General features: G+C 62.7%; 15 protein-coding genes and 1 pseudogene. 8 read left to right on the forward strand and 8 right to left on the reverse strand.

What is annotated here, in order from left to right:
• Positions 1–352: 352 nt before the first annotated feature.
• Positions 353–505: pseudogene (locus tag RTI28_RS17655) on the reverse strand (type II toxin-antitoxin system RelB/DinJ family antitoxin); the annotation flags it as partial.
• A 184-nt stretch (positions 506–689) separates the two neighbouring features.
• Between RTI28_RS17655 and RTI28_RS17660 the strand changes: the two are divergent.
• A complete protein-coding gene (locus RTI28_RS17660) occupies positions 690–1,715 on the forward strand; it encodes a DNA topoisomerase IB (RefSeq protein WP_316921658.1) in 1,026 nt (341 codons plus the stop codon).
• A gap of 43 nt (positions 1,716–1,758) precedes the next feature.
• Here the strand turns inward: RTI28_RS17660 and RTI28_RS17665 are convergent, their stop codons facing one another.
• A complete protein-coding gene (locus RTI28_RS17665) occupies positions 1,759–2,073 on the reverse strand; it encodes a DUF3077 domain-containing protein (protein WP_316921659.1) in 315 nt (104 codons plus the stop codon).
• Positions 2,074–2,427: 354 nt separating this feature from the next.
• Here RTI28_RS17665 and RTI28_RS17670 point away from each other — a divergent pair, with 354 nt between their 5' ends.
• Complete coding sequence (locus tag RTI28_RS17670) at positions 2,428–4,272, forward strand: Fic family protein (RefSeq protein ID WP_316921660.1); 1,845 nt, start codon at positions 2,428–2,430, stop codon at positions 4,270–4,272.
• Positions 4,273–4,384: 112 nt separating this feature from the next.
• Positions 4,385–5,512 (forward strand): Fic family protein, encoded by a 1,128-nt coding sequence (locus RTI28_RS17675; protein WP_316921661.1) that lies wholly within the window; start codon positions 4,385–4,387, stop codon positions 5,510–5,512.
• Positions 5,513–5,624: 112 nt separating this feature from the next.
• Here the strand turns inward: RTI28_RS17675 and RTI28_RS17680 are convergent, their stop codons facing one another.
• From RTI28_RS17680 to RTI28_RS17690, 3 genes are all read right to left on the reverse strand, one after another.
• Positions 5,625–6,812: a type II toxin-antitoxin system HipA family toxin gene (locus RTI28_RS17680; RefSeq protein WP_316921662.1), complete on the reverse strand. Its 1,188-nt coding sequence runs from the start codon at positions 6,810–6,812 to the stop codon at positions 5,625–5,627.
• Between the two features lie 11 nt (positions 6,813–6,823).
• A complete protein-coding gene (locus RTI28_RS17685) occupies positions 6,824–7,075 on the reverse strand; it encodes a helix-turn-helix transcriptional regulator (RefSeq protein WP_316921663.1) in 252 nt (83 codons plus the stop codon).
• A 160-nt stretch (positions 7,076–7,235) separates the two neighbouring features.
• Positions 7,236–8,516 (reverse strand): OprD family porin, encoded by a 1,281-nt coding sequence (locus RTI28_RS17690; RefSeq protein WP_316921664.1) that lies wholly within the window; start codon positions 8,514–8,516, stop codon positions 7,236–7,238.
• A gap of 492 nt (positions 8,517–9,008) precedes the next feature.
• Between RTI28_RS17690 and RTI28_RS17695 the strand changes: the two genes are divergently transcribed.
• On the forward strand, positions 9,009–11,099 hold the full coding sequence (locus RTI28_RS17695; RefSeq protein WP_316921665.1) for a TonB-dependent siderophore receptor: 2,091 nt from the start codon (positions 9,009–9,011) through the stop codon (positions 11,097–11,099).
• Positions 11,100–11,310: 211 nt separating this feature from the next.
• Here the strand turns inward: RTI28_RS17695 and RTI28_RS17700 are convergent, their stop codons facing one another.
• The 3 genes from RTI28_RS17700 to RTI28_RS17710 all read right to left on the reverse strand — a co-directional run bounded on the left by RTI28_RS17700 (position 11,311) and on the right by RTI28_RS17710 (position 15,887).
• Positions 11,311–11,511, reverse strand: a complete 201-nt coding sequence (locus tag RTI28_RS17700; protein ID WP_316921666.1) for a hypothetical protein — start codon at positions 11,509–11,511, stop codon at positions 11,311–11,313.
• Positions 11,512–11,704: 193 nt separating this feature from the next.
• Entirely contained in the window at positions 11,705–12,814 is a 1,110-nt protein-coding gene (gene aguA, locus RTI28_RS17705; RefSeq protein WP_316921667.1) for an agmatine deiminase, read from the reverse strand.
• A gap of 172 nt (positions 12,815–12,986) precedes the next feature.
• Positions 12,987–15,887, reverse strand: a complete 2,901-nt coding sequence (locus RTI28_RS17710; protein WP_316921668.1) for an aminotransferase — start codon at positions 15,885–15,887, stop codon at positions 12,987–12,989.
• 213 nt (positions 15,888–16,100) lie between these two features.
• On the opposite strand from RTI28_RS17710, the gene rfbB reads away from it, so the two are divergent.
• From rfbB to rfbD, 4 genes are read left to right on the forward strand one after another with little or no spacing between them, the layout of a single operon-like run.
• Positions 16,101–17,183 (forward strand): dTDP-glucose 4,6-dehydratase, encoded by a 1,083-nt coding sequence (gene rfbB / locus RTI28_RS17715; protein WP_316921669.1) that lies wholly within the window; start codon positions 16,101–16,103, stop codon positions 17,181–17,183.
• Positions 17,180–18,049, forward strand: a complete 870-nt coding sequence (gene rfbA, locus RTI28_RS17720; protein ID WP_316921670.1) for a glucose-1-phosphate thymidylyltransferase RfbA — start codon at positions 17,180–17,182, stop codon at positions 18,047–18,049. The genes rfbB and rfbA overlap by 4 nt, the downstream gene beginning before the upstream one ends.
• Entirely contained in the window at positions 18,046–18,591 is a 546-nt protein-coding gene (gene rfbC / locus RTI28_RS17725) for a dTDP-4-dehydrorhamnose 3,5-epimerase (protein WP_316921671.1), read from the forward strand. Before rfbA ends, rfbC begins: the two co-directional genes overlap by 4 nt.
• Complete coding sequence (gene rfbD / locus RTI28_RS17730; protein ID WP_316921672.1) at positions 18,588–19,448, forward strand: dTDP-4-dehydrorhamnose reductase; 861 nt, start codon at positions 18,588–18,590, stop codon at positions 19,446–19,448. The genes rfbC and rfbD overlap by 4 nt, the downstream gene beginning before the upstream one ends.
• Positions 19,449–19,468 lie beyond the last annotated feature (20 nt).

Below are 19,468 nucleotides of genomic sequence, written 5' to 3' on the forward strand. Positions count from 1 at the left end.
TTACCGGCGTACTCGAAATCGGAAAAACTCATCTGACTCATGGGGTGGAGGCTTGCTCGGGGGGCAGTTGGGCGGAGGGCTATTTCAGCACAGCTCAGATGGTCTGTGCTGACTTGATCGGAGAATCCCTAGAGCTAGTTATGTGTCTTGGACTATCAGACAGAGCCTTAGGGTAGTTTTAGAGATACTGGCTCATGTGAATTGATTTAAAAACCTTATAGATCAGAAGCTTACTATATTTTTCGATTCCTAGTGCCGCACCATATCCAGCTCCATCGCGCTCCACCGAATGCCTTGGAAGCCCCTAAAACCCGCCCTTTGGCGGGTTTTTCGTTTATGACGTTTTACCCACCAGTAGCACAGGTTTAAAGGGGAGCTCCCCGCGCGCAGCAACATACTGCAGCGCTTGACGCATGAACTCGGAAAGCGTGACACCCAGCTTCTCAAGCTCGCGATAGGCCCGGTTTTTGAGATCGTCGTCGATACCCACATTGATAGTGGCCATGATGGCTGACTCACTGTAATGACATTGGCTTCCACATGAAGAAACCAGGCTACGTCACGCCATCCAACGGAATAACGGTCACCTGGAAACTACCTTGAACTAAATCATCCACCTCACGGGCTAAGTAGTATCGATAGCGGCACCAAGGTTTGCCTCGACAACCCCAGCGCCCAGCCCCCGAGCGATGCCTACCGTGAGCGAACTCCAAACCCTCCCCGCCGGCCTCCACTACGTCGACGACACCACCCCGGGCCTCTCCCGCCGCAAGCTCCGCGGCAAATTCGCCTACTTCGACGCCCAGGGCCAACGCATCCGCGCCCCCGAAGAGATCCAGCGCATCAACGCCCTGGCCATTCCACCCGCCTACACCGACGTGTGGATCTGCCCCGACCCCAACGGTCACCTCCAGGCCACCGGCCGCGATTCCCGGGGCCGCAAGCAGTATCGCTACCACCCGCGCTGGCGCGAGATTCGCGACGAAGACAAGTACGCCAGCCTGCTGGCCTTCGGCAAGACCCTGCCCAGCCTGCGCGAAACCCTGCAGCAACACCTGGCCCTGACCGAGCACAGTCGCGAAAAGGTCCTCGCCACCGTCATCCACCTGCTCGACGAAACCCTGATCCGCGTCGGCAACACCCGCTACGCCGAGCAGAACCGCTCCTACGGCCTGACCACCCTGCGCAACCGTCATGTCGATGTCAGCGGCAGCACCATTCGCTTCCACTTCCGCGGCAAGAGCGGCATCGAGCATGAGGTCAGCGTCAACGACCGGCGTCTGGCGCGCATCATCAAGCGCTGCCTGGAATTGCCCGGCCAACAGCTGTTCCAGTACCTGGACGAGAACGGCGAACGCCACAGCGTCACGTCCAGCGATATCAATCGCTATCTGCAGGAACTGACCGGCGCCGAATTCACCGCCAAGCACTACCGCACCTGGGCCGGCAGCGCGCTGGCCCTGACTCTGCTGCGTGAACTGGAATGGCAACCGGAGACCACGGCGAAAAAGCATGTGGTGGCAATCATCAAGGAAGTCGCCCGCGAGCTGCGCAATACGCCGGCCGTGTGCCGCAAGTGCTATATCCACCCGGCATTGATCGAGGCCTTCCACGCCGGAGAGCTGGCCGGCCTGCGCATGGCCGCGGCGCGCAAGGGGCTGCGGGAAGAAGAGAGTCTGCTGATGCGCTTTCTCGAAAAACTGGCCCAGGCCTGAATCAAAAGGCCCACCTCGCGGTGAGCCTCCCCGCAACGAAGCGCTAGTTGCTCACACCCATACGCCCCATCTCGATGCCGTCGAGCACCGCATCCACCAACCCCTTCGCCATTTCCGCCGAATACATCGACGAGAAGAGCATCCCGTTCCTGGGCACCTCTTCGGCGAATTCAGTGAGTTGCTGGAGGGTGTCGTGGATCCCTTTGATCAGCAGGGATGCCTGGACGAGCGCGTCTTCCGCCTCGATTCCCGCGCGGACGGTGAACATGGGATTGTGTCCGGCCTTGCAGTGGCCGAAGGCGACCATGGCCGTTTTGCCGAAGATGGCAGAGGGTGGATCTGGAACGATCTTGTTCATGGTGAATCCCCTACTGTGAGTTGAGCCTTCACCCGCTTGCGACCAAACAAAGGGTGGCAGCTGTACGCAGGTTGGTCGACCGGGCACAGTAGGAACCCGGCAGGGCCGAGGCCCTCCCACGCACAGCTGCCATGACACGGTATTGCCGGCGTTTGAAAAACGCCAACAAGAAAAAGTCAGGCATCTGCGCGACTACTGTGTGATTCCGGGCGACCAAACCCGATCGCTGATGTGCAGCGACCGCGAAAGCCTACCGTCCAACCCCGGAGGAGGCAAGGAAACACTGCCATCGGCATCGTTGAGGTATCGTTACCAATCAACCTGCGAAAAAAGCAGCCGCCCGAGGAGAACCTAATGCCGCAAGCCTCCATGACTCTGGATGCGCTGCTGAACCTGCTGCAGCTTGGCGAAGATCAGGAAGTCGAGTTCAAGTCCGCTAGCGGCGGCTTGCCCAAGTCGTTATGGGAAACGTTTTCGGCCATGGCCAATAGCGAAGGGGGTTGCATTGTCCTGGGCGTCGTAGAGCGCCGAGGCGCCTGCGTCCTGGAACCGCTGCGGGATACCAGTGCTTTGCGCAAGGCATTCTGGGACTTGCATAACAACCCGCAAAAGCTCAGCGCCCCATTGTGTCGGGACAGCGATCTGACTGTCTTGCCCACCGGGGATGGCGAAGTGCTCATCATCCAGGTCCCACGCGCCAAGCGGCAGCAGCGTCCTGTGTACCTCAATGGCAATCCGCTGGTTGGCAGTTACAAGCGCAACCATGAAGGTGACTATCGGTGCTCTGAAGCCGAGGTCAAACAGATGTTGCGTGACGCCTCGGACGAAGCTCAGGACGCCAGGCTGCTGCCTGGTTTTCAGCGCCAAGACCTGGACGATGCCACCTTGGCCGCGTTTCGCAATCGCTTTTCCGCTCGCGACCCAGACCACCCTTTCTTGGCTCAAGATGAAAAGACCTTTCTCGAAAGCCTGGGTGCCTGGCGCCGTGATCGGCAGAGCGGACAAGAGGGGGTGACACTTGCCGGGTTACTGATGTTCGGCAAGGAACGCAGCCTGCTCGATGCGCTGCCGCATTATCAACTGGATTATCAAGAACAACTGACCAGCGACCCTGACGTACGCTGGACCTATCGACTGACACCTGACGGCAAATGGGTACCCAACCTCTTCAACTTCTACTACGGCGTATTCCCGCGCCTCAGCAAAGAGTTGGACGTCCCCTTCAAGACTGATCGTCTCGGCACTCGCCAAGGCGAAACCCACGTTCATGAGGCGTTGCGCGAAGCGTTGGTCAATAGCCTGGTCCACGCCGATCACCAATCCAGCCGACCCATTACCGTCATTCGCCGATCAGACTCGTTCGTTTTCAGTAATCCCGGCTTGTTACGAGTTCCCCGTGATCAGCTCTACCAAGGAGGTGTGAGCGACCCACGCAACCCCGATCTGCTGAAAATGTTCCAGTTGCTGGGGCTTGGTGAACGTGCGGGGTCAGGATTCCAGCGCATCGTAAGGGCGTGGCGCGAGCAGAATTGGTTGGTTCCGCTGGTCTCCGAGCTGATTGGCCTGGAAATGACGGAAATCAACCTGCCACTGGCAAGCATGATTCCAGAAGACGTCGAACGCGAACTGCGGGCATTGGTCGGCGATGCGTACCCCGCACTGGATGATTTGAGCCGAACCATCCTGATCATCGCGCACAGCTTCGGCGAAGTACGCAATCTCGACCTCCAGCCCCAACGCTCGGAACACCCTCGCGTCATCGGTGAGCATCTGAGCCAGTTGGCAAATGCGGGATGGCTGGTAAAGCAAGGCCATGGCAAAGGCACCCGCTATCGTTGGCCTGGCGAAACACCCGCAGACCTGCTGGTGAATGCCGAGCGTTCAAGCCACCCTCCCCTTCCCACCGGGGAAGTCACCGGGGAAGTCACCGGGGAAGTCACCGGGGAAGTCACCGGGGAAGTCACCGGGGAAGTCGCGAGGCTTGTCAGGACGTTACGCGGAGAGATGAAACGCTCGGATATGCAGGATGCCCTTGGTCTCAAACATGAGGACTACTTTCGAAGTGCGTACTTGAAACCTGCCCTGACCAATGGCTTGATCGAAATGACAATACCCGACAGACCCCGCAGTCGCTTGCAACGCTATCGCCTCACTGCCCAAGGCCGTTCGCTCCAGGAAGCACTCAGCCAGAATGGCTGATCGGAAGACGAATGGGCCGAGCATCCCTTGCCAACGCTCGTGAGCCGAATAAACTCATTATTCGGCTCGCATCATGAGCCGAATAATGAGTTTATTCGGCTCGGAGGTAGCGATGGTACCGTTCTGGATCTGGCAACAGCCGCACTGGCCAGCCTTTCACTGGCACGTGGATCAACTTGCTGACCTGCTGCGTCAGTGTGTTCATCAACAAGGTCATCTGCTCGGCAAGATGGGCTCGGTCGGCGACGCACAATGCCGCCAGAGCATGCTCGATGCCCTGCTGCAGAACATCGTCACATCCTCCGCCATCGAAGGCGAAACACTCAATGCCAGCTCGGTGCGCTCCTCTCTGGCCCGCCGGCTGGGTGTGGATGAACCCGACGCGAACCAGACCACCGCACGCAGCGAAGGCCTTGCCGAGTTGATGCTCGACGCCATTGCCCAACCCGACCACTCCCTGACACTGGAGCGTCTGCTGCACTGGCACGAGTTGCTGTTCCCGAACCAGGAGACGAGCCTGGCCCATCGCCCCCTGCATGTCGGCAGCCTGCGCGGCGATGAACCGATGCAGGTGGTTTCAGGACGCCTGGACCGCCCGGTCGTGCATTTCGAGGCGCCGCCGCGCAAGGGCCTGGAGCAACAGCTGGACACCTTCATCGACTGGTTCAATGGCGACTCACGACCCCTTGAGCCGCTGTTGCGCGCCGGTCTCGTCCACCTCTGGTTCGTCACCCTGCACCCCTTCGACGACGGCAACGGCCGCCTGACCCGCGCCCTCACCGATCTGGCGCTGGCCCAGGGCGAGCGCCAGGCGATTCGTTTCTATGCCATGTCGGCGAGCATTCTCGACAACCGCCAGAGTTACTACCGAATCCTCGAGCAGACCCAGAAAGGCACGCTGGATGTGACGCAGTGGCTGGTGTGGTTCCTGCAGACCCTGCTGGCGGCGATGGAACAATCGCTGGCCACCATCGACCGTGTACTGGACAAGGCGCGTTTCTGGCAGACGCATCGGCAGACGCCGTTGTCGGCAGAACAGTTGAAGGTGGTGAACCGCTTGCTCGACGGCGGCACCAAAGGCTTCGAAGACGGCATCAGCGCCGCGCAGTACCAGGCCGTCGCCAAGGTGAGCAAGGCGACGGCAACACGGCATCTGGCGGATCTGCTGAAGAAAGGTGTGCTGGAAAAACTATCCGCAGGTGGGCGCAGTACGCGCTATCGGATCGCAGGGCAGCAGTGAGTGCCGTCGGCATGATCGAGGTCGTTCAGGTGAGTGGCAAAGGTGCTCACTTGTGGCAGGGGATCAACACCCGAACACCTACAACACCTGCCCATACACCTTCCCCCGTTGTTCAACCTCCGAATGTACGAGCGAACGGCTCTGCGCTCTTTCTGATTGCCGCAACGACCTGCGGCGCCTGTTCGCACAGTTCGGGGAACCGGGCCAGCACCCGCTCGAGGGACTCCAGGTGATTGCGCAGGACATCGGCAGGCCGCTCCACATTGCAATGCGTGGCGAAATCCAGCAGCCCCTGGCGTGAGGCGAACAACGATTTATTGCCGGCAAGATCCAGTGCCAGCACATCTTCGGGTATATAGGCGGTGGTGTTGACGATGTCGTACGCCGGCGCCAACTGCGCATCACGCCGGGTTGGGTCGGAATACAGCAGGCCGAAGTTCTTCAAATGGGCATCGCCATTGCCGACGATGCAACTGAGGGCAACGCTGGCGAAAAGCTCCGACAATGAGCGTTGTTGATGCTCAGGAGCACAGAACAAACGTATCGCCTTGGCAATCGCCGCGTAGCTTTTGCTGTACTTCTGCTCGGTGGAAAGGCCCATCAGTACGGCCATATCCTCGAACCCGATGGGATAAAGCTGCGCATCACGATCAAAGCGCCGCATCACAAACAGCCTGGCGTTGTCCGAAAGATGGAATTCCGGCACCGTCAGGCCGGACTCCCTGGCCATCGACATGCAGAGGAATTCGTTGATGGCCAGGCCAGGAAAATCACCGCGGCCGCTCTTGATGATCAAGTCGGACGTTTTCGAGGTAAAACGCTGGGAATTGTCGGTTGCCTGCTCGGGCACCAGCACCTTTGGCTGAACACCGGAAATACCCGCGCGCAGAATGTAGCGATCCACCAGATCGGCGAAGATGTCTTCGGCGCCGTCCCAGGCCAGAATTTCTTCCAGCTTCTCACCTCGAAATTGCTGACGCTCCAGCAGGGCATCGACAGCCTGCGAACTCACCGTGACCCGGCCTATCGGTGCACTGCTGCCAGACAGGGCCAGCAGTAGCATCGGGTCGACATTGACCAGCTTCGCCAAGCGATTGCGCAACTGCTCAAGGACATAACCTTCCGGCAGGTTCATCTGGAAGATAGGGTGCAGGTCGCGGCTTCGGTATTCGTCAGCCCGTACGGGCATCAACAGACTGATGGCGGCGCGCTGATCCGCGGCTTCCTGGTAACGAAACAGGCAATTGTCCACGCCACTCAGAATGCTCCCGCTCTCTCCCTGGGGCGTGGTGACCTTCATCGATGCGCGTTTCAATCGAACAACCCGTGGATTTCATCCAGCGTTGGCATGGCTGCGGGTATGACCTCAAGCTCGCCATCCAGCGCTGCAAGGACATTGGCATAGGCAAACATGCCTACCGAGGGGCTGCCTTTTTCAACGGCGATGACTTTCTGCCGGGTCAATCCTGCCAAAGAGGCAAGCTCGGCCTGGGTCAATCCTCGGTTCAGGCGACGCACGCGGATTTGCGAGGCGAGGCGCGTCAGGATAAGGCTTGGGTCCATGTTATGCATTCGTAACAATAAGAGTTAAAAGTAACGTATACGCAACCTTTCAAATTCGCCACAGGTTACGGCCGAACGGTAACCGGCAATAGCCCAAACCCACCAAAGACCGGAAAAAAAAGGGGCCGCATAAGCGGCCCCTTTCTCTACGACATCAGAATCAGAAGATGCTGATCGGGTACTCGACGAAGATACGGACTTCGTTGCCGTCGTCGTTGTAGCCGTTGACGCGGACGTTGTCCGAAGTACGCAGCCAGGAGCCACGCAGTTTCAGGCTCAGGTCCTTGGCAGGGCCTTCCTGAACGACGTATTTGACCTGGTTGAAGATTTCGCGCTCGGTGCCTTCACCCAGACCGTGGGTGTTGATGTTGTCACCACGCACGTAGGCGATGTTGTAGGTCAGGCCCGGTACGCCGAAGGCGCCGAAGTCCAGACCGTAGGCGATCTGCCAGGAACGCTCGTCTTCAGCGTTGAAGTCGGACCAGTAGGAGTTGGCCAGGTAGATGGTCGAACCACCGTCACCCACGCCGCCCTGGTTCTGGTACCAGCCGTACTGGTAGCCGGTGCTGCCGGTGCTGCGCTGGTGCGCCAGGGTCACCGAGTGAGGACCGAAGGCGTAGGTCGCCGCCAGGCTCCAGATGGTGTTGTCGTCGCCGGTCAGGCCAGCCTTCTGTACGTACTTCTTGTCGATGTCCGACTTGTAGCCGTTGAAGTCCAGGGTCAGGGACTGGTCCTTGGCGATGGCGTGGACGTAGTTCAGGCCCAGGTAGTGCTTCTTCAGCACGTCTTCGACATCGGAGGTGTACAGCGAGGCGGTCAGGTTCGGCAGGAACTTGTAGCTACCACCGAAGACGTTGATCGACTTCAGGCCGCTGTCACGCTGCTCGGTGGACTTGCGCGCTTCACGGGTGTAACGACCGGCGTTCAGCTCCAGGCCTTCGATTTCCTTGGAGTTGATCGAAGTACCGGTGTAGCTCTCTGGTAGCAGACGGGCGTCGTCGTATTGCAGTACTGGCAGCGCAGGCATCTGGTCGCCGTACTTCAGCACGGTGTTGGAGACGCGGAACTTGACCGCTGCGCCACCACGGGAGATGTCGTGCTGGGCATTGCCGCTGTCGCCACGCTTGAAGAAGTCGATGCCGCCACCGCTGTTGTGGCCGCTGCCGCCATCCAGACGCACGCCGTACAGGCCGAAAGCGTCGACGCCGACACCGACGGTGCCCTGGGTGAAGCCGGAGCTGAACTTGCCGATGAAACCCTGGCCCCATTGCATCTGGTCAGGGTTGCCGTGCTTCTTGTCACGGTTCATGTAGGCATTGCGCAGCAGCAGGGTAGCGCTGCTGTCTTCGACGAAGCCCTTGGAGGCGGCCTGGTCGTTGGCCATCGCTTGAGTAGCGGCCATGAGCCCCAGTGCGAGCAGACTGATCCGGGTTTTCAACATCTTGTTTTCCTTATTACGTGATTTGATACGCGCTGTGGCCAAACGCCAGACCACGCCCCCTGCGTGGGTTGACGCTCACGGACTGCAAATGAAAAGCCCGCGTGCGAGCGATCGCAGCGGGCCTTTTATTCTTCGAGTCACGGCCAATGGGCCTACAGGCGTTGGGTCGAATCCTAGCCGTGGGCGGAACGGCATGTCAAAAAATCGTGAACAGATGATGGCAAGTTTCATCTTTTTCGTGATTTGCCTCATGAATTCCTACGAATTCGACCGATTCGGCTGAGTGTGCCAAACGCCAAAACTCCCTCATACAGCGCAAATGCCTGCGAGTTGTTCGGGTTTTCCCGGCAAAAACTCAAGAATCATTCTCGATACATTTAGATACAAATATCCGAGAGACGTGCAACTAAAAGGTTAACGTTTGTAAATGCCAAGCATTATCATTCGCGCGCCTTGCATAACACTCAAAACCATCTCCGGATATTCATTCCAATGCCTTCCCACTGCCGCCTTTTCCCGTTGTCCCTGGGCCTTTCCCTGTTGTTCGGTTCCAGCCTGGCGATGGCCGCCAGCACCACCCTGCCGGAGCTGTCGGTCACCGCCGAAAGCGACAGCGAGCGCGATGATCCGCGGGTCAAGGAGGTCACCACCGCCACCCGTACCTCGACCCCGGTGCGCTACGTGCCGCAGGCCGTCGACTCGATCAAGACCGAAAACGTGCTGGACTACGGCACCAACGAGCTGGGCAAGGCCCTGAGCGGCCTGCCCAACGTCAGCAGCGGGGCCGACACCCGTTTCGACAGCGTGCGCATCCGCGGCTTCGATGCCAGCAACGACTTCTATCTGGACGGCATCCGCGACGACAGCCAGTACGTGCGCGACCTGCACAATATCGAGCGGGTCGAGGTCCTCAAGGGCCCGGCGGCGGTGCTCTACGGCCGTGGCAGCCAGGGCGGGATCATCAACCGGGTGAGCAAGGCCCCGGAGGCCGGCCGCCGCTCCAGCATCGAAGCCCAGGGCGGCAGCGAAGACCTGCGCAGCCTGTACGCCGACCTCAGCGCCGACCCCAGCGACACCATCAGCCTGCGCCTGAATATGGGCAACCGTGACAACAACAGCTTCCGCGACGGCATCGATGGCAGCCGCCAGCTGTTCGCCCCGTCGATGAGCTGGCAGCTGACCCCGGACCTGAACTGGCTGGTGCAGTACGAGTACAGCCGCTTCAACCGCACCCCCGACCGCGGCATTCCCGGCAACCCGCTGACCGGCCGCCCGGTGGACGTCAGCCGCAGCACCACCTACGGCGACACCCACCGCGACTACATCGACGACAAGACCGAGTCGCTGCGCTCGCGCCTGAACTACCAGTTGAACGAGAACTGGCAGCTGCGCCACACCCTCGGCCTGATCACCCTGGACAGCACCTTCGACAACACCTACCTGACCGGCTATGTCCCGGCCACCGGCCTGGTGACCCGCCAGCGCTGGCAGCAGGACCTGGAAACCCGCAACCTGTTCAACAACCTCGAAGCCGAAGGCCGCCTCGACACCTACGGCCTCGAACACACCCTGCTGGTCGGCCTGGAACTGGGCGAACAACGGCGCAACTCGCTGCTGCACAGCGGTGGCACCAGCGTGCCGTCGGTGAACGTCTACAACCCCAATCATCGTCTGCAGCACACCGGCCGCATGACCGTGTCCAGCAACAACCACACCGATGTCAGCAGCAGCGGCCTGTACCTGCAGGACCAGATTCGCCTGAACGATCAGTGGCAGATCCTGGCCGGCGTGCGTTTCGACCGTTTCGAGGTGGAAACCAGCAGCCGCGTCAGCGGCAAGACCGAGAAACAGGACAGCACCGGCACCAGCCCGCGTCTCGGCGTGGTCTATTCGCCGTGGAAGGAGCACTCGTTCTATGCCTCGTGGAGCAAGACCTTCTCGCCACCCGGCGGCGGCCTGATCGGCATCACCCCGGGCGCGACCGGCAACACCAACGAGACCGATCCGGAAACCACCCGGCAGAAGGAAATCGGGGTCAAGAGCGACTGGCTGGATGAGCGCCTGAGCACCACCCTGGCGATCTACGAGCTGGAACTGTACAACCGCCGCAACCTCGATCCGCTGGACCGCAACCGGGTGATCCTCACCGGCCTGCAACGTTCGCGCGGCGTCGAGCTGACCGCGACCGGCAAACTGGGTGGCAACTGGTACGTACGCGGTGGTATCGGCCTGCAGGACGCGACCATCGTCGACGATACCGAAGGCAATGCCGGCAACCGCGTGGCCGACGTGGCCAAGCGCAACGGCAGCGTGTTCCTGACCTGGAAACCGGAGCTGGGCTGGTACGCCGAGACCGGCCTGACCTTCGTCGGCCAGCGCTACGCCGACACGAAGAACAGCATCGTCCTGCCCGGCTACGGCACCTGGGATGCCCTGGCCGGCTACCGGACCAAGGACTGGGACCTGCGTGCGGCGCTGAGCAACATCACCGACAAGACCTACTACGCCTCGGGCACCAGTGCCGCACAGATCCAGTTCGGCGATCCGCGCAGCCTGGTGGTGACCGGGACCTACAGCTTCTGACGGCATACTCGCCTGCGCTGTACCTGTAGGAGCGCGGCTTGCCCGCGAAAGGACCGCGTCAGCGGTCCCATTTTCCTATCGCCTGGGTGGGACCGCTGACGCGGTCCTTTCGCGGGCAAGCCGCGCTCCTACGGGGGTCATGTGCAAACCCAACGAAAAAGGGCGCCACCGTACTCGGTGGCGCCCTTCTTTCATTTCAACCGCGGTCCTTTCAGCCCTGCCAGATCCCCGCCAGAGCCTCGAGCTCCGCTTCGGTGATCAGCCCTGCCGGATAACGCTCCGCCAGCAGACGCCGTGGATCGGTCTTCCTGACCCGGATTGGTCCATTGTTCTTCAACCACTGCGCCAGCACGCGCAACGCTTCATGGCTCATGACTGTCGGGTGCGAAGCCAACTCACGTGCAGCATTCATTTCACACGTACTCCCCCAGAAGCGTGAGCTGACCAAATTACTCAGGATTTGTGACAGAACCGTGGGCAACACGGTCTACCCATCCTTTCGCTAACCAACGAGTTAATACAAAAGCTGTGCCACGCGGGGGAGCCGACTGTCGTCCGGGCAAAAAAAAGCCCGTCGCGGGACGGGCTGTTTTTTCACTGGCCGATCAACGTTTTACCGCTGCCGGCTGTTGCTGGGTCAGGCAGTGGATGTTGCCGCCACCGAGCAGCAGCTCGCGACCCGGCACCATGACGACCTGATGGTCCGGGAACAGCCGCGCGAGGATCGCTCTGGCTTCGGCATCAGCGGGGTCGTCGAAGCTCGGCGCGATGATGCCGCCGTTGACGATGAGGAAGTTCACATAGGAGCCGGCCAGGCGCACCGACGGGTTGCGCTCCTGGCTGCCGGCGACCAGATCGACGCCGTCGCACTCCTCCTGGGTGGCGTACAACGGACCCGGAATCGGCATCTTGTGCACCACGAACGAACGTCCCTTGGCGTCGCGCTGGCTTTCCAGCACCGCCAGGGCAGCACGGCAGCGGCTGTAGTTGGGGTCCTTGGAATCATCGGTCCAGGCCAGTAACACTTCGCCCGGGCTGACGTAACAGCAGAAGTTGTCGACGTGGCCATCGGTTTCGTCGTTGTACAGGCCATCCGGCAGCCAGACGATGGTGTCGACGGCCAGGTTCTCGCGCAGGATCTCTTCGATCTGCTCGCGGTTCAGGTGCGGGTTGCGGTTGGCATTGAGCAGGCATTCCTCGGTGGTGATCAGGGTGCCTTCGCCATCGACGTGGATCGAACCGCCTTCGAGGACGAAGCCCTCGGTGACGTAGCGCGCGGTGCGCTCCAGGCCCATGATCTTGCCGGCCACCTGCTCGTCGCGGTTCCACGGCGCGTACAGGCCGCCGTTGAAACCGCCCCAGGCGTTGAAGCCCCAGTCGACGCCGCGCACTTCGCCCTTGTCGTCGATGACGAAGGTCGGGCCGGTATCACGCACCCAGGCATCGTCGTTGCCAAGCTCGACCACGCGGATGTTCGGCTCGTCGGCCAGGCGCGATACGGCGTTCTCGTACTGGGCGGCGGACACCCCGACGGTCACCGGCTGGAAACGGGCGATGGCCCGGGCCACGGCGCTGTGCGCAGCCTGCGCCGGCTTGCCGCCCAGGCGCCAGTTGTCCGGACGCTCCGGCCAGATCATCCAGATCTGGGTCTGCGGCGCCCATTCGGCGGGCATGTGGAAGCCATCGGCACGGGGAGTAGTGGTCAAAGTCTTCATGGTCGAACCTTGGTTGTGCCCGGCACGGGGCGGTGGTTGTACAGAATGTGATCGCTATGGCGGACTTTATAGCCGATAAATATCTGCTTTAAAAGCGACACTTCACTTTATCCAGCAACAAAAAAGCCGGTTAAACCGATAAGAATCGATCTAACCGGCTGCGACTCTCGGCCTACAGGTCTTCCGACAACACCTGGGCGATGCTGTCGACGAAGAAATCGACGCTGGCCCGGGTGGTGCACATCGGTGGCTTGATCTTGAGGATGTTCAGGTAGTCGCCGGTGGGTTGCATGAAGATGCCCAGGTCACGCAGGCGGTTGCACAGGATCATGGTTTCCTCGGTGGCCGGCTCCAGGCTCTGCGGATCGCGGACCAGCTCCAGGCCCAGGTAGAAGCCCGAGCCATGCACCGCCCCCGCCAGCGGATATTCATCGACCAGTTGCTGCAGGCGCGCCTTGAAGTAGCCGCCGACCTCGCGGGCGTTCTCCCACAGGCCCTCCTCGGCCATCACGTCGAGCACCGCCATGCCGATCCGGCAGCTCACCGGACTGCCGCCGGCGGAGGAGAAGAAATAGCCCTCGGCTTCCAGCGCCTCGGCGATCTCGCGACGGGTGATCACCGCGCCCAGGGGATGGCCGTTGCCCATGCCCTTGGCCATGGTGATGATGTCCGGCACCACGCCCTGCTCCTCGAAGCCCCAGAAGTGCTCGCCCATGCGCCCGTAGCCGACCTGCACCTCGTCGGCGATGCACACGCCGCCGCGTTCGCGCACACGGCTGTAGACCTGCTCCAGATAGCCGGGCGGCAACGGGATACCCCCGGCATTGCCGTACACCGGCTCGCAGATGAAGCCGGCCAGCTGACGGCCACTGGCGTCCACCTCGGCCAGGGTGGCGTCGACGTCCTTCACGTAGTCGGCGGTGCTGGCGCTGCCGCGGTATTTGCCGCGGTAGGTGTTCGGCGCGGTCACCGGATGCACCCATTGCGGACGGGTGGTCAGGGCCTGCGGGTTGTCGGCGATGGAGGTGGAGATCGCATCGGTGGCCACCGACCAGCCGTGATACGCCTCCAGCACGCTGAGCATCTCGCGACCGCCGCTGGCGGCCCAGGCCAGGCGGATCGCCAGGTCGTTGGCCTCGGTGCCGCTGTTGACCAGGAAGACCCGGTCCATGCCCTTGGGCGCCAGGGCCAGCAGGCGCTCGGAGAATTCGGCGATGGCCGCGTAGTGGAAACGCGAGTTGGTATTGAGCAGCGACCACTGCCTGGCCGCCTCGCTGACCATGCGCGGATGACCGTGACCAAGCACCGCGACGTTGTTGAGCATGTCCAGGTAGGAGCGGCCCTGCAGGTCGATCAGGTAGTTGCGCCAGCCGCGTTCGATCTGCGGCGGCTGCTGGTAGTAGTGCTTCTGCGAGCGGGCGAAGCTGGCATCGCGACGCTCCAGCAGGGCCCGGGCATCGCTCGGCGGCGCAGCGTCGCAGTCGAAGCCGAGCAGCGCCGCCGGCGATGGCGACACCACCTGCCAGGCGGCGGCGCGGGAAGGCACGACAAAGGCGGGCGGGCGCAGGCCGGCAACCCGGCACAACTGCACGGTGACATTGCTGCCGCCATGCCCGAGCAACTGCCCTGCCTCGATCGCCTGGCCGTCGGCCAGGTCGCCGCCATGGCCCCAGAGCCACAGGCCGATCTGCTCGCCCTGCAGGCAGCCGCTGTTCGGTCCGTCCACCTGCCAGGTCCCGGCGAACGGCGCGCGCAGTTCGCTGCCCGGCGCCAGGTGCAGTTCGACCTGCAGGGCGAAGGTTTCCGGCTCCCGCGGGTTGTCGATATGCGTGCGCGACAGGCGGTACTGGCCGTACAGCGACGATGCCGGCGCGGCATGCTGCAGCAGCAGTTGCTGGTCGATGCCAGGCGCCTCCCAGTTGCCGGCGCTGAAATGCTCGCTGAGCACGCCGAGGTCGACCCGGGTCACCGCCTGGCCACCCAGGGCCGGCAGCAGCGGAGCGCAACCGGTCAGATCCAGCGGCGCCGGAGTCAGGCCGGCGGACTGGAGGATCGCCGCTTCCATCAGGGCGAACGGCACGTTGTCGGCGACCTCGAAAAGCTCCCACTCATGAGCCAGGTTTTCACTGACATAGGCGTTGTCCGGGTCGATGCTCAGTTGCTGCTCGCTGCTCAGCACCAGCACCGCGGCCCGGGCCACGATCAGCGGCCACAGGGCCTTGAGTTCGGCTTCGCTAAGCGGGTTGATGGCGTGGTAGGCGGACACCGCCGGGAGGATGCGCAGCGGATCGCCTTCGGCATGGTGCAGCAGCGCGGCGCAGGTCACCGACAGGTCGGCGATGCGCCAGGTGTGCAGCAGGTCGCCGAAGTCGATCACGCCCTGCAACTGCCACTGGCGCTCGGCGTCGCGCTGCCAGACCGCGTTGTCATCGGTGATATCGAGGTGCACCGCCTGCATCGGCAGGTGCTCCCGGAGCCCCGCCAGGGCCTGTTGCGCCTGGGCCGCGGCGGCCTCCACGCGCACCTTGCGCGGGCCGTCGGCGAGCACCGGCAACAGGTGGGCGATCAGCGCCTGGGCGTGCTGCGGGTCCCATTGCAGGGTGCGGGTCAGCCCCGGATGCGCGAAGTCGACCAGCGCCTGGTCGACCCGGGCGCACAGCGCGCCCAGTTCGGCGATCAGGCGCGCGTCCATATGCTTGAGGCGGGTCAGGGTCTGGCCGTCGATGTAGTCCAGCACCCGCGCGCGCACGGCCTGGCCGTCGATGTCCAGGGCCAGCAACTGCTCGCCGCCGAGGGCCGTGCGCACCGCCGGCACCGCCACCCCGCGCTCGCGCAGATAACCGAGGGCCGCGTGCTGCGCCTCCAGCTCCACGGCCGAATAGGCACCATGGCAGACCTTCAGCACATAGCGGCCCTGATCGCTGTCGACGCGGAAATTCAGGTCCTGCTGGCTGCCCAGCGCCTGCAAGCCCCCGTCCAGGCCGTAATGCTGGTTGAGCAGGGCCCGCGCCTGTCGTTCGCTGAGGGTCGGGCACGGTTGGCTGGCGCGGTGGATCAGGGTGCTGAGGGGCATCATCGGGACCTCGGTTTTTTTGCGGTTATATCGCCATTTGCTCTGCCATTACGCAAGGGCAGTGGTTAAAATTCCGCACAATTTTTCCAGGTTTCGTTGAGTAAAACAGGACATGCCGGGCTATCCGGCGCAATCTGCTTGCACCACTGCGCGCCTGCACACAAGCTATGGTCCCTTTGCTCAATGTCAGTTATGCGAGATAGGCAACCCGACATGCGAATCCTCATCACAGGCGGAGCCGGCTTCATCGGCTCCGCGCTGGTGCGCCACCTGATCGACCACACCGACCACGACGTCCTCAACCTCGACAAGTTGACCTATGCGGGCAACCTGGAGTCGTTGCACAGCATCGCGACCAACACCCGCTACGAATTCGTCCAGGCCGACATCGTCGACCAGGCCACGGTCAGCGCGGTACTCGAGCGCTTCCAGCCCCACGCGATCATGCACCTCGCGGCGGAGTCCCATGTCGACCGTTCCATCGATGGCCCGTCGGACTTCATCCAGACCAACATCGTCGGGACCTACAGCCTGCTGGAGGCCGCCCGCGGCTACTGGTCGAAACTGCCGGCCGGCGAGCGCGAAGCCTTCCGCTTCCACCACATCTCCACCGACGAGGTGTATGGCGACCTGCACGGCGTCGACGACCTCTTCACCGAGACCACCCCCTACGCGCCAAGTTCGCCGTATTCGGCGAGCAAGGCCGCGTCCGACCACCTGGTCCGTGCCTGGCACCGTACCTACGGCCTGCCGGTGCTGCTGACCAACTGCTCGAACAACTACGGGCCGTTCCACTTCCCGGAAAAACTCATTCCGCTGGTGATCCTCAACGCCCTGGCAGGCAAGCCGCTGCCGGTCTACGGCAACGGCCTGCAGGTGCGCGACTGGCTGTTCGTCGAAGACCATGCCCGCGCCCTGCTCAAGGTGGTGAGCGACGGTGTGGTCGGCGAGACCTACAACATCGGTGGCCACAACGAGCAGAAGAACATCGACGTGGTGCGCGGCATCTGCGCCCTGCTCGAGGAACTGGCTCCCCAGCATCCGGCGGGCGTGACCCACTATGCCGACCTGATCACCTACGTCCAGGACCGTCCCGGCCATGACCAGCGCTACGCCATCGACGCCGGCAAGATCGAGCGCGAGCTGGGCTGGGTGCCGGTGGAAACCTTCGCCAGCGGCCTGCGCAAGACGGTGCAGTGGTACCTGGACAATCTCGAATGGTGCCGCCACGTCCAGGACGGCAGCTACCAGGGACAACGCCTGGGAACTTCCGACTTCAAGGATCTGATTGCATGACCAAAGGTATCGTCCTCGCGGGCGGCTCCGGCACCCGCCTGCACCCCATCACCCTCGGCGTCTCCAAGCAGCTGCTGCCGATCTACGACAAACCGATGATCTATTACCCGATCTCGGTGCTGATGCTCGCCGGCATTCGCGAAATCCTGCTGATCTCCACCCCGCAGGACCTGCCGCAGTATCGCCAGCTGCTCGGTGACGGCAGCCAGTTCGGCATCAGCATCAGCTATGCCGAGCAGCCGACGCCCGACGGCCTGGCCCAGGCCTTCCTGATCGGCGAGGAATTCATCGGCGACGACTCGGTATGCCTGGTCCTGGGCGACAACATCTTCCACGGCCAGGGCTTCACCGCGCAGTTGCTGCGGGCCGCCTCGCACAGCCACGGCGCCACGGTGTTCGGCTACTGGGTCAAGGGCCCCGAGCGCTTCGGCGTGGTCGAGTACGACAGTGACGGCCGCGTGCTGTCGATCGAGGAAAAGCCGGCGGTACCGAAATCCAACTACGCGGTCACCGGGCTGTATTTCTACGACAACGATGTGATCGAGATCGCCCGTTCGGTGAAACCCTCGGCCCGTGGCGAGCTGGAAATCACCGACGTCAACAATGCCTACCTCAAGCGTGGCGACCTGCGGGTCGAACGCTTCGGCCGCGGCTTCGCCTGGCTCGACACCGGTACCCACGACAGCCTGCTGGAAGCGTCGCAGTACGTGCAGACCATCGAGCATCGCCAGGGCCTGAAGGTCGCCTGCCTGGAAGAGATCGCCTTCCAGCAGGGCTGGATCGACGAAGCGCAACTCACCGCCCGGGCCGCGGCCCTGAGCAAGACCGGCTACGGTCAGTACCTGCTTGGATTGATGAGCAAATGAAGGTAATTGCCAGCACACTGCCCGAGGTCCTGATCCTGGAACCCCGGGTGTTCGGGGATGCCCGCGGCTTTTTCTACGAAAGCTTCAACGCCCGCGTCTTCGCCGAGCAGACCGGGGTGAATGCACAGTTCGTCCAGGACAACCACTCGCGCTCGCAGAAAGGCGTGCTGCGCGGTCTGCACTACCAGATCGAAAATGCCCAGGGCAAGCTGGTCCGGGTCGTGGCCGGCGAAGTCCTGGATGTCGCCGTTGACCTGCGCCGGAGCTCGCCGAACTTCGGACGCTGGACCAGCGTGCGCCTGTCCGCCGAGAACAACCGCCAGCTGTGGGTTCCGCCGGGCTTCGGCCACGGCTTCGTGGTCCTCAGCGACTACGCGGAATTCCTCTACAAGACCACCGACTACTACAACCCGGCCGCCGAGCGCTGCGTGCGCTGGGACGACCCGGACCTGGCCATCGACTGGCAGCTCGACGGCCAGCCGCTGCTCTCGGCCAAGGACCAGAACGGCAAACGGCTGAGCGAGGCGGACCTGTTCCCATGAAGATCCTCGTGAGCGGCCGCAACGGCCAGGTCGCCCAGGCCCTGCAGCAGGCCCTGGGCGACCTCGGCGAACTGCACCTGCTGGGCCGCGACCAGCTCGACCTGGCCCACCCCGAACGCATCGCCGATCAGGTCCGCGCCCTCGCCCCCGACCTGATCATCAACGCCGCCGCGCACACCGCGGTGGACCAGGCCGAAAGCGAGCCGGAGCTGGCCTTCGCCATCAATGCCCGGGCGCCCGGAGTCTTCGCCGAAGAAGCCGCGCGCCTGGGCGTTCCGCTGATCCATTACTCCACCGACTACGTCTTCGACGGTGCAAAGGCCACGCCCTACCGCGAAGACGATGCGACCAATCCACTGGGCGTCTACGGCCAGAGCAAGCTGGCCGGCGAACAGGCGATCACCGCGGTGGGCGGCCAGCACCTGATCCTGCGCACCAGCTGGGTGTACTCGCAGCACGGCCGCAACTTCCTCCTGACCATGCAGCGCCTGCTGCAGGAAAAGCCGGAACTGCGCGTGGTCGCCGACCAGATCGGCGCGCCGACCTGGGCCGGCACCATCGCCGCCAGCACCCGCCGCCTGATCGAGCGCTGGCAGTCCGGCCAGGCCGGCGCCTGGGGCACCTACCACCTGACCGCGCAAGGCGAAACCTCCTGGTTCGGCTTCGCCCAGGCCATCGGCGAACAGCTCAAGGCGCGTGGCAAGCCCTGCGCCCGACTGCTGCCGATCCCGTCCAGCGAATACCCGACCCCGGCGCGCCGACCGTTGAACTCGCGCCTCGACTGCAGCCGCCTGCAGCGCGAATGGCAGGTCAGCCAGCCGGACTGGCATCAGGCACTGATCGACTGCCTGAAGTAGCGCATAATGCGCCAGACCCT

Origin of the sequence: Pseudomonas sp. zfem002, assembly GCF_032621685.1 — a bacterium.
GTDB classification, from domain to species: domain Bacteria; phylum Pseudomonadota; class Gammaproteobacteria; order Pseudomonadales; family Pseudomonadaceae; genus Aquipseudomonas; species Aquipseudomonas japonica.